The following is a 13,813-nucleotide window of genomic DNA, read 5'->3' on the forward strand; positions in this document are numbered from 1 at the left end:
GCAGCCAGGACGACCTCAAGGCCCTGCTGCCGCAAGGCATGTCAAAGAACAACCCGGTCTAAGCCAGTTCACTGATGTCTACTTGATGACCGCTCGCCTGAAAAGGTGGGGTTGTCTGGACGGTTACGTCCTTGTGGGCCACAAGGCAAAGGTCGTACGCGCGGCCGGCAAGGCCTGCCACGGCAACGGCCAAGGTGGCAGCCTTGACGGGAAGCGAACCGGCCAGGAGCCGCCGTTCGTCAAGCGTCACAACCTCGTCGATCCCCTTGAAGCAGTTAACCAGCGGGGCGATGCCCCGGCCGCACAGCCACGTGATGTGCGCATCGGGCCACCGTTCCCGCAACGCCGGCAACATGGTGGATGCCATGACGGCATCGCCCAGCGCGGCAAGCTTGATGATGAGAATGCGGTGCCTGTCGTTCACGCCTGCATGTCCTCTGAATTGGACGGGCTGGACAAATCGGGCCTGCCCATCCGTCCCGTCAGGCCATGCCACGCGGCGCGCGCCATCAGCCCCAGCCTGTCGGCCTGACCGCGCCGACAACGATTGACGGCCACGCCCAGATAGGAAGCCAGAACCAGCGGAAGGGCGAATGGGTACGCCGAGCGCATCAGCCAGACCCTGTTGCGGAGCGTCAGGTAATCGATGAACCTGCTGCGCACCGGTCCGCTTCCTTCGCGAGAGGAAGCCGCACCGGTGGAGCCGCCTTCCCTGTGATGGACTACGCTGCCGAGCGCATAGCCGAGGTCGAACCCTGCCCGCCGCAGGCGAATACCCCACTCGACATCCTCGTAGTACAGGAAAAACGCCTCGTCGAGCAGGCCCGCCCGCTCCACGGCCGAGCGCGCCACAAGCAGCGAGGCACCGCATACGTAGTCCAGCCGCGCCCCGACCTCTTTTGCGGACAACCGTTGTGCCGCCTCCGCCGCCATTCCTTCTCCCAGGTGGCAGGCCGTGCCGAGCAGCCGGTTCAGCCTGCCGCCCCCGATGCACTGTACCCTTCCCGCGCCGCCCATATGGACGAGCAGGGAACCGCAGGCCCCGGGTGTGGCCAAGCCGTTCAGGGTCTCGCACAAGGCGTCAAGGGCTGTGGGGTCCGGCTCGGTATCATTGTTGAGCAGCCAGAAGGCCCGACAGCCCTGGTCCCGCAGCAGCAGGCGCAGGGCTGCGTTGTTGCCTCCCGCAAAACCCTCGTTTCCCGGCAGTTCGAGCAGTTCCGCACACACACCGGAACCGGGCCTGGCCAGTTCCCTTCGCAAGGTCTCTGCGGAGCCGTCATCGGAACCGTTGTCCACCACGATAACGCGCCGGGGGGGTGTCCGCAGGTTGGCGACGGCTCCCAGACAGGGCAGCGTATCGCGCAGCCCGCGAAAATTGACTAGGACGATGCCTACATCCGCGGCCGTGATGCCGGTGGTGCGCATCATTTCAGGCCCGTCCCAGAAGGCGTTTGACCATCTGCCGCGCCTTCCACTCCAGTCGGAGCAGCGGGGCCGCCACGCGCCAGGCCAGCAGGCATTCGCGTTGTGCCCGCTCCTCGTGCAGGCGGCGGTAGGCCATGAAAAAGGCCTCCACATGTCGCGCGTACAGGTCGCGGTGGGCATTGAAGACGGCCAGGGCTGCGTCCTGTTCCCGCCCCTCGATGAACAGCCGGGCCGAGCGGGAACGGCGCTTTATCCTGTAACGCAGAAACGCTTCCGGAATGTGGTGCACCCGATGCCCGCGCTCGAGCAGGGAAAGCCAGAACGAAAAATCTTCGAAGCCGTGCAGCAGCGATTCGTCAAAGCCTCCGATGGCTTCCCAGTCGCGTTTGCGGAACATGGACGCAGAGGTGATGATCGTATCGCCGAGCAGGATGCTTGCAACGTCCTGACTGCTGAAGCGCCACACCCCCGTGCGCAGGCCGAACATGCGCACGTCGCAAAAGCAGACGCCCACGTCCGGCTCGGCGTCGAGCACGGACGCCGCCATGGCCATGTACTCGGGTTCGATGAGATCGTCGGCGTCAAGAGGCAGGATGTAGACGCCCGTGGCGATGGCAATGCCGGTATTGCGGGCCGCGGCCGGGCCGGGTCCCCTGGAGGGTACGATGCGTACCCCCCGCACCCGCAGCACCTGGAACACGGCGAGCGTGGCGGGGTCGTCGGAACGGTCATCGACGACGATGACCTCCCGGTCCGCATGTGTCTGCGCGGCAACGGATGCCAGCGCCTCTTCAAGGTATGGGCCGTCGTTGTGGCAGGGAATGACGACACTGACCCTTGTCATCCGTTGCTCCTCGTCGTGGTAGGTGCCTGGGTCGTCCAGCACGGGGGCAGCCCGCGCAACATCCGCAACCGGTCGAGCAGCGCGGGGCCGCGCTTTCCGGTGCACGCGCACACTCCCCAGAGCAGTAAGGCCTTGAGCAGCGGCACCATGCGCCGTGCCGTGAACACGGGATATCCGTGTCGATGGGCAATGCGCGCGATCTCCCACAAGGTACACAGGCGATGCCTGGGGTGCGAGGACAGTCCGCCCACGCCCATGCGCGTCACCGTGATCCCCAGCGTGTTTCCCACACCGTCGTGCGGCCAGGTGCGACAGATGAAGTCGTAGTCGGCCGCGATACGGAACTCAGGGGCGAATTGGTGTTCGGCGAACAGGGTCGTCCTGTGCCACAACGACGAATGACAGAACGGAATGTGTTCGCCCATGCGCCCCAGCGCACCTTCCGCGCGGCCGGGGTAGGCCACCGTGGAGCCGTCGGGGTACACGTAGAGCACATCGCCGCACCCATACAGCACCTGCCCGGAAAGCCCGGCAAGCACCGTGGCGCAACGTTCCAGCACATCGGGACCATCCAGCCTGTCGTCGCTGCCCAGGAACAAGGTCCAGGCCCCGCGCAGCCGGGGGAGCGCCTTGTTCCACGCGTCGTACACGCCCCTGTCCGCCGCGCTCTCCACCTTGAGCCGGGGCAGGGACGAGGCGAAGCCTGCGGCAAGGGCCACGGTTTCATCCGTGGACGCTCCATCCTGAATGATCACTTCGAAATCGCGAAAACGTTGTTCCGCCAGACTCTCCAGACAGCTCTGGAGGACAGCGGCGGAATTGCACGTGGCTATCACGATGCTCAGCAAAGGCTGTTTCATGAGTTATCGCTTGCGACAGCGGCCGGAATTCGGCCATTGCATATGTTGTTGCGCCAACCGCATCACCGGTCATGGCACGGGACCATATCATGGCGGGCATGGCAACCGGAACGCGGGCCATTGCACGCTCCCTAGCATGCACTGCCATGCCAAATCGAAGCCCCGCCGTCGAGAGGAAATGCCCGGGTGAAACGTTCCCCTGGCCACAGTGCCCCTGAAACACGCATGCCGTGCCTGTGATCGTGGCACAGGCACGGCATGTGATGATGCTTCTTCTGGCGGAAGGGGAGGGATTCGAACCCCCGGTGGGGTTCCCCCCACAACGGTTTTCAAGACCGCCGCAATAAACCGGACTCTGCCACCCTTCCGCAGGTGGTGCAGGGCGGGCCGCACCAGAACCGATATGCCGCTGCCCTGCCTTGCCGGGCGGTTATGCCCTGACCGTCGGTGGCGGTCAAGATGGCGGGGCGCACACCTCCGAATGCATGACTGTCCACGCTGACTCGGCATCCGCACAGCGATCCTTCATTCCTGCCCGCGCCTTGGCATCCGGCACTATCATCGCGGTCACAGGAGGCTCCCCGCACTCCCCGCTACCCCGCCCCGTTGCCCACGCCCGCAGCCCCACCCCGGCGGCACTTCTGGATATGCTTCAGCAGCAGGCTGCGCAGGTTGTCGGAATTGATGGGCTTGCCGATGTAGTCGTCCATGCCCGCGGCCAGAAACTGCTCGCGGTCACCCTTCATGGCGTGGGCGGTCATGGCGATGATGGGCACGCCGCTGCTGGTGGCCATACCCTGAGCCTTGCGCACCATGCGCGTGGCCTCCATGCCGTCCATGACCGGCATGGCGATGTCCATCAGCACCAGGTCGAATTCCTGTTTGCGCAACGCGGGCACCACTTCGCTGCCGTCCGTCACGGACTGCACCTCGTAGCCCTGCTTTTGCAAAAATTTTTCGATGAACATCAGGTTCATGGGGTGATCTTCCGCCACCAGAATACGTGCCCGGCATTCCGGTTCCGGCGTCTGCACCGGTGCACGGGCAGCTTCTTCGCCTTCCAGGCGCGCAGCATCGAAGCGGGCCGTGAAATGGAAGGTACTGCCCTGCCCCGGCGTGCTGTCCACGCGGATGTCCCCGCCCATGAGCAGCGCCAGGCGCTTGCAGATCGCCAGCCCAAGTCCCGTGCCCTTGTGGCGGCGCGACAGCGATCCATCCGCCTGCACGAACCGCTCGAAGATATGTTCGCGGTGCTTGTCCAGAATGCCGGGCCCCGAATCGGTCACGGAAAATTCCAGCAGCGTCGATTCCGGCGTGGCTTCCACGGCACGCACGGCAAGCGAAACGCGCCCCTGCTCGGTAAACTTCAGGGCGTTGTCCAGCAGGTTCACCAAAACCTGGCGCAGGCGCATGGGGTCGCCCACCAAACCGTCGGGCACGTCTTCCGGAACCAGAAAGGCAAAGCCCAGCCCCTTTTCCTCGGCCCGGTGCACGAACATGGTGTGCAGGGTGGACAGGCGCTTGCGCAGGCGGAAAACCTGGCTGTCCAGTTCCACCATGCCAGCCTCGATCTTGGAAAAGTCGAGGATGTCGTTGATCAGCGCCAGCAGCGATTCGGCGGAATTCTGCGCCGCCTCCAGGTATTCGCGCTGTTCCTCGTCCAGCGGAGTGTCCAGCGCCAGGTCCAGCATGCCCAGCACACCGTTCATGGGGGTGCGTATCTCGTGGCTCATGGAGGCCAGGAACTCGCTCTTGGCCTTGTCCGCCGCCTCGGCGGCCTCCTTGGCCACACGCAGTTCGCGCTCCATGCGACGGGTTTCGGTCACGTCGCGCACGTATTCCGCCACCATGGCCACCTGCCCGGCCGCGTTGCGCACCGGAAACACGGTGATGGACCGAAACGTGCGCGAATCCGGGTTGTACAACTCGATGATCTTCTGGCGCCCGGTGTCGAACACCTCAGCTATCTGGCAGGCATCGCAGGACTTCTCGCCACGGAAATAGCAGCCGAAGCAGCTTCTGCCGTGCTGGTCGCCGCCCTGCGTTTCCCAGCGCACGTTGTCGCCCTGCCAGTTGCTGAACACCACCTGTTCCGCCCGGTCGTGCACGGTCAGCAGGTCGGGAATCGAGGTCAGGATGTCGCGCAGGGTACGCTCTGCCGCACGCGCGGTGTCGCGCTCGTCCCGCAACCGCGCGATTTCCGCCTCCAATGCGGCCTCGCGTGCCGTTCCGGCATCTTCGAACACCATTCCCGTCCCCTGTGCGGGCGCTTTCCACGCCGTCTCTTGCTCGCTCATGGCATGTCCATAGATAGAAAACACGAACTGCGAAGCTCACCACAATTGCGTTTCTGTATCCCAAATCCACGGACATGGGCAACGGTTTTGGCAATCCGCGCCCGACGCGGAATTGGCGCGCGCCAGGGCTTCAAAAAACCCACTCAATCGGGTAAGCGCTTTGGGGATTCCACATTCACAGGCACCGGAGGCCCCTTGCAGATCATCGAAACCGGCATTCCCGGTCTGCTCCGTCTGGAACCGCGCGTATTCCGCGACGAACGCGGCTTCTTTCTCGAAACCTACCGCCGCGAGATGTTCGATCGTCTGGGCGTTGCCGCCGGATTCGTGCAGGACAACCACGCCCGGTCGGAACAGCCCGGCGTGTTGCGCGGCCTGCACTTCCAACTGCCCCCCGCCACCCAGGCCAAGCTGGTATGGGTTACCCGCGGCGCCGTGTACGATGTGGCCGTGGACCTGCGCGCTGGGTCGCCCACCTATGGCAAGTGGTACGGCTGCGAACTGAGCGAACGCAACTTCACGCGGCTGTTCGTGCCGCGCGGTTTTGCCCACGGGTACATGACGCTGGAGCAGGGCACCGAGTTCCAGTACAAGGTCGACGCCTACTACTCGCCGGAGCGGGACGCAGGCATCGCCTGGGACGATCCGGACCTGGGCATCACCTGGCCGGACATCGCCCCCATCCTTTCGGACAAGGACCGCCGCCTGCCCCGGCTGCGCGATTTCCAGTCGCCGTTCACCTTCGAACCCGCCTCCCAGGCAAAGGCCGACGCATGACCATATCCCCCGCCAACGCATCCGCCGCCGCGCTCGACCGCTGCCATGCCGTCATCCTGGCGGGCGGCTCCGGCACCCGGCTGTGGCCCCTTTCGCGCGCGCTGTTTCCCAAGCAGTTGCTGGCCCTGAACGGCGACCTTTCCCTGTTGCAGCAGACGGTGCGCCGCGTGCTCTCGCTGTTCCCGCCAGAGCGGGTGCACATCGTGACCAACGAGGAGCACGTGTTCGAGGTGCGCGCCCAGGCCCGCGCCCTGAACGAACGTCTGGACACCCAGGTGCTGGCCGAGCCCGTGGGGCGCAACACCCTGCCCGCCATCCTGCTGGGGCTGGATGCCGCCATGGGCTATGCGGAAGCGGACGGCACCGCCCAGCCTCCCCTGCTGGCGGTGTTCCCTTCTGACCATCAGTTGCACGACGAAGCCCGCTGGGGGGCCGCCGTCACGCGGGGTGCGGGCCTTGCCGCCGAAGGATGGACCGTCACCTTCGGGGTTCCGCCCACCACGCCGGAAACGGGCTACGGCTACATTCGCCGGGGTAAACTCTTGCCGAACGCCGATGCCGCCAAAGGCGCCGCCTTCGCCGTGGACGGCTTTGTCGAAAAGCCGGACCTGGAAACCGCGCGCGGCTTTCTGCGCCAGGGCATGCATTTCTGGAACAGCGGCATGTTCGTGTTCAACGGCGGCGTGCTGCTGTCCGCCGTGGAACGCTTTCAGCCCGCGCTGGCCGCCTGGTGGACCACCCGCGCGGACACCACCCTGGCCCCCGGCATTCCGCTGACCCACGGCTATTCCACCCTGCCGTCCATATCCATAGACTACGGCATCATGGAGCATGTGGACCGCATCGCCGTAGTGGAGGCCGACTTCGGCTGGGACGATCTGGGCAGCTGGGAAGCGCTGTACCGCCTGGGCGCCAAGGACGAACGCGGCTGCGTGGTCCAGGGCGACACCATGGCCATGGACTGCGACGACTGCCTGCTGCTCTCGCGCGGGGGCAAGCTGGTGGCCATCGGGCTTTCCAACGTCATCGCCGTGCAGACCCGCGACGCCACCCTCATCTGCGCCAAGGATCAGGTACAGCGGGTGAAGGACGTGGTGGAAAAGCTGAAGACCGAAAAGAGTCCGCTGGTGGACGTGCACCTTACGGTGCGCCGCCCCTGGGGCAACTACACGGTGCTCGACGAAGGGCCGGGCCGCAAGGTCAAGCGCATAGAGGTGAACCCCGGCGCACGCCTGTCGCTGCAGATGCACCATCACCGCAGCGAGCACTGGGTGGTGGCCAAAGGTGCCGCGCTTGTGCAGGTTGGCAACGAGGAACGCACCCTCACCGAGAATGAATGGGTGGACATCCCGAAAGCGACCCTTCATCGGTTAACCAATCCGGGGCGTATTCCTCTTGAACTAATTGAAATCCAAAGCGGTCCGTATTTGGGCGAAGACGACATCGTTCGCTTCGACGACGTGTACGGACGCCGCAAGGAGGGCTGATCAGCCGCTCAGGCGCCGTGCGATTTCACCTAGTTGCGCGAAATGGAAGCGGATTCGTGAAATATTTCACCTTGACAGCCTTTCAAACTGTCGCCTAGTAAGGTTGTCGTGGCAAGTGTGGGCATTCGTTATTCATCTCTCAAATCAGCTAATGAGGCGAAGGGTATGGAGGACAGGCAGTTAAACAGTTCCGGCTGCGCGACGGATGGCGGGAAGTGCTGCGGCGGCGGCATTACTCCGTTTCTCGTCGGCCTGGTCGTGTCGCTCATCTTCGGCTGGTGGGTATTTCCGGACATGCTGTACAGCAAGAAGGAACAACCGATACGCTTCAGCCATAAGGTGCACATGGAAAGCGCGGGCATGGAATGCAAACAGTGTCATGTGCTGCGTGAGGACGGGACCTTCGCGGGTCTGCCCTCCACCGCCAGCTGTGCCGACTGTCATTCCGACGTCATGGGTTCCGACCCCGAGGAAGCCCGCTTCGTCAACGAATACGTGAAAACCGGCAAGGAAGTTAAATGGCTGGTCTACCAGATCCAGCCCGACAACGTCTTCTTCAGCCATGCCGCCCATTCCCTTGACGGCTGCAACCAGTGTCACGACTTCAAGGAGTCGGAACTGTGCGCGCAGTGCCACCCCGACGTGGCCAACTCCGACAGCGCACCGACCCACTTCGAGAACAAGCTGACCGGTTACAGCAAGCAAACCATGAAGATGTGGCAATGCGAACGCTGTCACGCCAATGAGAACCACTACGGCGTGACGAATTCCAGCAATGCCTGCTTCGTCTGCCACAAGTAAAGGGGTGGTGCTATGGCTCTGGACAGAAGAGGTTTCCTGAAGTTCATCGGCGGCGCCACCGCGGGTATTCTCGCCACCCCCGTCGTCTGGAAAAGCTTGGACGACGTATCCATCTGGACGCAGAACTGGTCGTGGATTCCCCGTAACATCGACGGCGCCAATTCGTACGTGCCCACCGTCAGCAAGCTGTGCCCGTCCGCCGTTGGCGTGAAGGTGCGGCTGGTGGACGGCCGCCCGGTGCGCGTGCTGACCAACAACGATCATCCCCTCGGCGGCGGGCTTTCGTCCATTGCCGCGGCGGAAGTGCAACTGCTGTACAGCCCCTCCCGCATGAAGCGCCCGCTCAAGCGTACCGCCGATGGCGCGTACGTGGGCATCACTTGGGAAGAGGCGGAAGCCATACTGGTGGAAGGCCTGAAAAAGGCCAAGGGCGGCGACAAGCTTGCCGTCGTCTCCGGTGACGAAACCGGCACCATCAACGAGCTGTTCACGGCGCTGGCCGCCGAGATGGGCTCCAAGTCCTGCTTCCTGATGCCCGGCGAGGCCCAGTCCGCCGCCAAGGCGTGGGAACTGATGGGCGGCGAAGGCCAGGTGGGCTACGACATCGAGAAGAGCGACTACGTGCTCGCCATCGGTGCCAACGTGCTCGAAACCTGGGGCCCGGTCATCCGCAACCGCCACGCCTTCCGGGTGGGTCGTCCCCATGGCGAAGCCCCGGCCGTGCGTTTCGCCTATGCGGGTCCGGTGCAGAACAACACCGCCGCCACCGCCGACGTGTGGCTGGCCATCCGCCCCGGCACCGAAGCGGTGCTGGCGCTGGGCCTGGCCAACCTGCTGATCAAGGCGGGCGCCACCAGCCCCGCCGCCGACTTCGCCGACTTCAAGGCCCTGGCCGCCAAGTTCACCCCCGAACAGGTGGCCGCGCAGACCGGCGTTGACGCCAAGCGCCTTGCCGCCGTGGCCCAGGAACTGGCCAAGGCCAAACGGCCGCTGGTCATCGCCGGGTCCGAGTTCGGTCAGGGCGGCGGCGCGGCCCCCGTGCTGGCCGGTCTTGCCCTGAACGCGCTGCTGGGCTCCATGAACCGCGAAGGCGGCATCCGCGCCCTGCCTTACGCCCGCAAGGTCGTCCCCGCTGCCATGGACCGCAAGGCCCTGCTGCAGAACGACCTGGTGGCGTGGCTCGGCAAGGTGGCTTCCGGCAAGTCCGCCGCCCCTCAGGCGGTGGTCTTCTACGAAGCCAACCCCGTCTACGCGCTGCCCCAGGCCGATGCCATGAAGGCAACGCTGGCCAAGGTGCCCTTCAAGGTGGCCTTCACCAGCTTCCTCGATGAAACCGCCATGGCCTGCGACCTCGTGCTGCCGGTGCCCATGGGCCTCGAACGCTTCGACGACGTGGACACCCCCTACGGCTGCGGCCAGGTGGTCTACGCCCTTGCCGTGCCCGCGCTGGCGCCCCTGGTGGACGCCCGCCCGGCTGGCGACGTGGTCATCGGCGTGGCGAAAAAGCTGGGCGCCGACCTTGGCGTTGCCGCCTTCGCCGACGCCCTGAAGGCCAAGGCCGAAGCCCGCGGCGCGAGCTTCACCGAGCCTTCGGCCACCAACGCGCACGTGAGCAACGCGGTGCTGCCGGTCAACGGCATCGCACTGCGCGCCGACGTACTTTCCAAGGCCATTGACGTGAAGGCCCCGGCCTTCCCCGTCGCCCTCGCTCCGGTCGCCAAGCTGAACGTGGGCACCAGCAAGACCGCCACCCCGCCCTTCAACACCAAGACCGTCCGGCGCTGGGAAATCCAGGGCAAGGAACTCTACGTGATGATGAACGGGGCCACGGCCGCCAAGCTGGGCCTGCAGAAGCACGACCGCATCGAGCTCTCGAACCCCGCCGGCAAATTCACGGCGCGGGTGAACCTGTTCGAAGGCGTCATCAACGATACGGTGGCCGTCCCTGCCGGGCACGGGCACACCGCCTTCGACGAGTTCAGCAAGGGCAAGGGCGAAAACGTCATGCGCCTGCTCGCAGCTGGTGCGGAACCCGGCACGGGCCTTTCGGTCTGGACCAGCGCCGGCGTAAACATCGCCAAAGCATAAGGAACGTACGTCATGTCCTCATTCAAGGAATTCAAGATCAAGTGGGGAATGGCCATCGACCTGGACAAATGTACGGGTTGCGGCGCGTGCATGGTCGCCTGCCAGGCCGAGAACAACATCGCCCCCCAGCCGGACGCCAGCAACAAGCTGAAGTCGCTGAACTGGCTGGTCGTATACGAACTGACCAACGGCAAGCCCTTCCCCGAACATGAAGTGGCCTACCTGCCCCGTCCCTGCATGCAGTGCGGCAAGCCCTCGTGCGTGTCGGTGTGCCCCGTCATCGCCACCGACAAGAACGAGGAAGGCGGCATCGTCAGCCAGGTCTACCCCCGGTGCATCGGATGCCGGTACTGCATGGCCTCGTGTCCCTACCATGCCCGGTACTTCAACTGGTTCGACCCGACCTGGCCCGAAGGCATGGACAAGACCCTGACCCCCGACGTGTCGGTTCGCCCGCGCGGCGTGGTGGAAAAGTGCTCGTTCTGCCACCACCGCTTCATGCAGGCCAAGGACAAGGCCCGCGTGGAAGGCCGTGATCCCAACGCCCTCAACGACGGCGACTACATCACCTCGTGCACCGAGGCCTGCCCCAACGGGGCCATCGTATTCGGCGACGTGAACAATCCCGCGCACAAGGTGCATGATCTCGTGAAGGGCAAGTACGCCTTCCGGCTGCTGGAACGCCTGGGCACTGACCCGCAGGTGTACTACATCAGCCGCCGCGAATGGGTGCGCCGCCTTGGCGACAACTATCTCGAAAACGAAAAGGTCAAAGGGTAGGGGGCGGCCATGGATAAGAACTACGACCTTCCCATCGACGCCGCGCTGTTCCCCGAAGGCTGCACGCGCTGCTCGCTGTCCAAGTTCCTGGTCTGGATCACCATTGTCATGGCCGTGTTCGGTTGGGGCCTGTACGCCGCCTACCGGGTGCTGGCCGAAGGCCTGGGCGTGACCGGCCTGGACGACTACTTCGGGTTCGGGCTGTGGATCACCTTCGACCTCGCGGTCATCGCGCTGGGCGCGGGCGCGTTCTTCACGGGCCTGCTCCGCTACATCCTGAACATCGACCCGCTGAAGAACATCATCAACCTCACGGTCATCGTGGGCTTCCTGTGCTACTCGGGCGCCATGCTCGTCCTGGTGCTCGACGTGGGCCAGCCGCTGCGCGCCTGGTTCGGCTACTGGCACGCCAACGTGCACTCCATGCTGACGGAAGTTATCTTCTGCATCACCTGCTACCTCCTCGTGCTGATCATCGAGTACGTCCCGCTGATCCTCGAGCAGAAGCAGCTGAACCGCAACAAGCTGGTGCATGCCATCGCCCACAACTTCCACCTGATGATGCCGCTCTTCGCCGGTATCGGCGCCTTCCTGTCCACGTTCCACCAGGGATCGCTGGGCGGCATGTACGGCGTGCTCTTCGCCCGCCCGTACATCGCGCGTGACGGCTTCTTCATCTGGCCCTGGACGTTCTTCCTGTACGTCCTTTCCGCCGTGGGTTCCGGGCCGGTGTTCACCGTGCTCGTGTGCACCATCATGGAAAAGATGACCGGCAAGCAGTTGGTCAGCTGGGAAATCAAGAGCCTGATGGGCAAGATCGCCGGCACCATGCTGACCGTGTACATGGTCTTCAAGCTGGCGGATACCTGGGCGTGGGCCAATGACATCCTGCCCCGCTCCGGCCTGACCTTCGACCAGGTCTTCTACGGCTGGATCTACGGCAAGTGGCTGCTGTGGGCGGAACTGTTCGCCTGCGGCGTGCTGCCCGCCATCATCCTGATCATCCCGTCCACGCGCAACAACCGCACGCTGTTCTACACGGCGGCGATCTTGGACTGCATCGGGGTGACCATCAACCGCTACGTCATGACCGTGCAGGCCCTGGCCGCGCCGGTGATGCCCTTCGACAGCTGGGAAACCTACGCCCCCAACTGGGCGGAATGGGGCGCCAGCGCCATGATCATGGCCTACGCGGCCCTGGTCCTCAGCCTGTCGTACCGCTACCTGCCGGTGTTCCCGCAGGAAGTGAAGCTGAACAAGTAGGGTGACGGCCGCAAGGCCGTGAAGCAACCGCCATGCCGGGCGGGACAGGGCAACCTGTCCCGCCCTTTTTTCATGCCCTGGGGGCCGGAAGGCAGGGTCTGCGCAGGCACGTTTTTTTCTCGCCACCACATCCCGTCCGCGCCGGGCACCTTGGCAGGGGCCGTGTTGCGGCGTATGCTGCGCCACAGAATGGAAAATTCCCGACATGGCAGGGACCGCACGCCCCCACCACACGCAACGTGGCACCCCTCCGCCAGCAACGCGCCAGGCTCCGCGCCCCCAGCCTCTAAGGCCCCGCATTCCCCGCCGCCTCGGCCGGTACGCCCCGCCCTGCTGGCCGTGCTTGGCGATGTGGCCCGGTACTGCTGCCTGATGGGAGCGCTGGTATGGATCACCCTGCGCGGCACGGCGGCATCGGGCTATGACTGGCAGTGGCACCGGTTGTGGCGGCACCTGTTCACCACGGCGGCGGATGGCGGATTCCACTCCGGACCACTGCTGGACGGCCTTGGCGTGACCTTGCAGGTGGTGGCGGCCAGCCTGGGGCTGGCGCTGCTGGCCGGACTGCTGGCCGCCTTGCTGCGCCAATCCGGTTCGCGCGTGGGGCGTGCCCTGGCCATGGTCTATGTGGAAACGGTGCGCAACACCCCGCTGCTCATCCAGTTGTTCGTGGTCTATTTCGTGCTGGCACCGGTGCTTGGGCTGGGCCGCTTTACGGCCGGGGTGCTGGCCCTATCGCTGTTCGAGGGGGCGTACATCGCCGAAATCCTGCGTGCGGGCATCCTTTCCGTGCCCACGGGGCAGTGGGAAGCTTCGCGCAGCCTTGGCATGGACGTGCCCGGAACCTATATGGAGGTGGTGCTGCCCCAGGCGGCTCGCACCGCCCTCCCCCCCCTGACCGGGCAACTGGTATCCCTGGTCAAGGATTCGTCCCTGGTCAGCACCATCGCCTTGCACGACCTGGCCATGCAGGCCCAGGCGGTGGCCGCCGATACGTTCCTGGTGTTCGAGGTCTGGTTTCTCGTGGCGGGCATGTACCTTGCCCTCACGCTGTCCCTTTCGGCCCTGGCGCAGCTGCTGGAGCGGCGCCTGCGCTACGAATTCTGACGCGCCCGGTTTCCCGGCCCCTGCCGGACACCCCGGACGCGCCACCCCGCCGACCGGCGGCGCACCATGCCGCCGGGGCGCAGC

General features: G+C 64.9%; 12 protein-coding genes and 1 tRNA gene. 7 read left to right on the forward strand and 6 right to left on the reverse strand.

Annotated features, from left to right (window positions below; translation table 11 throughout):
- Window positions 1-58: 58 nt before the first annotated feature.
- The 6 genes from FVW27_RS20675 to FVW27_RS16245 all read right to left on the reverse strand — a co-directional run bounded on the left by FVW27_RS20675 (window position 59) and on the right by FVW27_RS16245 (window position 5,426).
- Window positions 59-424 carry a glycosyltransferase family 9 protein gene (locus FVW27_RS20675; RefSeq protein WP_208294848.1) on the reverse strand — a complete coding sequence of 122 codons (366 nt, stop codon included), beginning with the start codon at window positions 422-424 and terminating at the stop codon, window positions 59-61.
- On the reverse strand, window positions 421-1,428 hold the full coding sequence (locus tag FVW27_RS16225; RefSeq protein WP_167127100.1) for a glycosyltransferase family 2 protein: 1,008 nt from the start codon (window positions 1,426-1,428) through the stop codon (window positions 421-423). Before FVW27_RS16225 ends, FVW27_RS20675 begins: the two co-directional genes overlap by 4 nt.
- Window position 1,429: 1 nt before the next feature.
- Window positions 1,430-2,269, reverse strand: a complete 840-nt coding sequence (locus tag FVW27_RS16230; protein ID WP_167127103.1) for a glycosyltransferase family A protein — start codon at window positions 2,267-2,269, stop codon at window positions 1,430-1,432.
- A complete protein-coding gene (locus FVW27_RS16235) occupies window positions 2,266-3,129 on the reverse strand; it encodes a glycosyltransferase (RefSeq protein ID WP_167127106.1) in 864 nt (287 codons plus the stop codon). Before FVW27_RS16235 ends, FVW27_RS16230 begins: the two co-directional genes overlap by 4 nt.
- A gap of 276 nt (window positions 3,130-3,405) precedes the next feature.
- Window positions 3,406-3,497, reverse strand: a tRNA-Ser gene (locus FVW27_RS16240).
- Between the two features lie 225 nt (window positions 3,498-3,722).
- A complete protein-coding gene (locus FVW27_RS16245) occupies window positions 3,723-5,426 on the reverse strand; it encodes an ATP-binding protein (protein ID WP_243838520.1) in 1,704 nt (567 codons plus the stop codon).
- 195 nt (window positions 5,427-5,621) lie between these two features.
- Here FVW27_RS16245 and rfbC point away from each other — a divergent pair, with 195 nt between their 5' ends.
- The 7 genes from rfbC (at window position 5,622) to FVW27_RS16280 (ending at window position 13,729) form a co-directional block, all read left to right on the forward strand.
- On the forward strand, window positions 5,622-6,203 hold the full coding sequence (rfbC, locus tag FVW27_RS16250; protein ID WP_167127108.1) for a dTDP-4-dehydrorhamnose 3,5-epimerase: 582 nt from the start codon (window positions 5,622-5,624) through the stop codon (window positions 6,201-6,203).
- On the forward strand, window positions 6,200-7,690 hold the full coding sequence (locus FVW27_RS16255) for a mannose-1-phosphate guanylyltransferase/mannose-6-phosphate isomerase (protein WP_167127111.1): 1,491 nt from the start codon (window positions 6,200-6,202) through the stop codon (window positions 7,688-7,690). The genes rfbC and FVW27_RS16255 overlap by 4 nt, the downstream gene beginning before the upstream one ends.
- A gap of 165 nt (window positions 7,691-7,855) precedes the next feature.
- Window positions 7,856-8,491: a menaquinone reductase multiheme cytochrome c subunit QrcA gene (qrcA, locus tag FVW27_RS16260; protein ID WP_167127114.1), complete on the forward strand. Its 636-nt coding sequence runs from the start codon at window positions 7,856-7,858 to the stop codon at window positions 8,489-8,491.
- Window positions 8,492-8,503: 12 nt separating this feature from the next.
- Complete coding sequence (gene qrcB / locus FVW27_RS16265) at window positions 8,504-10,579, forward strand: menaquinone reductase molybdopterin-binding-like subunit QrcB (RefSeq protein WP_167127117.1); 2,076 nt, start codon at window positions 8,504-8,506, stop codon at window positions 10,577-10,579.
- Window positions 10,580-10,591: 12 nt separating this feature from the next.
- Window positions 10,592-11,359 (forward strand): menaquinone reductase iron-sulfur cluster-binding subunit QrcC, encoded by a 768-nt coding sequence (gene qrcC / locus FVW27_RS16270; RefSeq protein WP_167127120.1) that lies wholly within the window; start codon window positions 10,592-10,594, stop codon window positions 11,357-11,359.
- Window positions 11,360-11,368: 9 nt separating this feature from the next.
- Window positions 11,369-12,622, forward strand: coding sequence for a menaquinone reductase integral membrane subunit QrcD (qrcD, locus tag FVW27_RS16275; protein WP_167127123.1), 1,254 nt, complete (start codon window positions 11,369-11,371; stop codon window positions 12,620-12,622).
- A gap of 372 nt (window positions 12,623-12,994) precedes the next feature.
- On the forward strand, window positions 12,995-13,729 hold the full coding sequence (locus tag FVW27_RS16280; RefSeq protein WP_341806168.1) for an amino acid ABC transporter permease: 735 nt from the start codon (window positions 12,995-12,997) through the stop codon (window positions 13,727-13,729).
- The last annotated feature ends 84 nt before the right edge of the window (window positions 13,730-13,813 follow it).

This window comes from Nitratidesulfovibrio liaohensis (assembly GCF_011682075.1).
GTDB classification, from domain to species: domain Bacteria; phylum Desulfobacterota; class Desulfovibrionia; order Desulfovibrionales; family Desulfovibrionaceae; genus Cupidesulfovibrio; species Cupidesulfovibrio liaohensis.

Coding starts and splice junctions, on each gene's coding strand:
- FVW27_RS16225 (WP_167127100.1), bottom strand. CDS start 1,428: ATGATGCGCACCACCGGCATCACGGCCGCGGATGTAGGCATCGTCCTA.
- FVW27_RS16230 (WP_167127103.1), bottom strand. CDS start 2,269: ATGACAAGGGTCAGTGTCGTCATTCCCTGCCACAACGACGGCCCATAC.
- FVW27_RS16235 (WP_167127106.1), bottom strand. CDS start 3,129: ATGAAACAGCCTTTGCTGAGCATCGTGATAGCCACGTGCAATTCCGCC.
- FVW27_RS16245 (WP_243838520.1), bottom strand. CDS start 5,426: ATGAGCGAGCAAGAGACGGCGTGGAAAGCGCCCGCACAGGGGACGGGA.
- FVW27_RS16255 (WP_167127111.1), top strand. CDS start 6,200: ATGACCATATCCCCCGCCAACGCATCCGCCGCCGCGCTCGACCGCTGC.
- qrcA (WP_167127114.1), top strand. CDS start 7,856: ATGGAGGACAGGCAGTTAAACAGTTCCGGCTGCGCGACGGATGGCGGG.
- qrcB (WP_167127117.1), top strand. CDS start 8,504: ATGGCTCTGGACAGAAGAGGTTTCCTGAAGTTCATCGGCGGCGCCACC.
- qrcC (WP_167127120.1), top strand. CDS start 10,592: ATGTCCTCATTCAAGGAATTCAAGATCAAGTGGGGAATGGCCATCGAC.
- qrcD (WP_167127123.1), top strand. CDS start 11,369: ATGGATAAGAACTACGACCTTCCCATCGACGCCGCGCTGTTCCCCGAA.
- FVW27_RS16280 (WP_341806168.1), top strand. CDS start 12,995: ATGGGAGCGCTGGTATGGATCACCCTGCGCGGCACGGCGGCATCGGGC.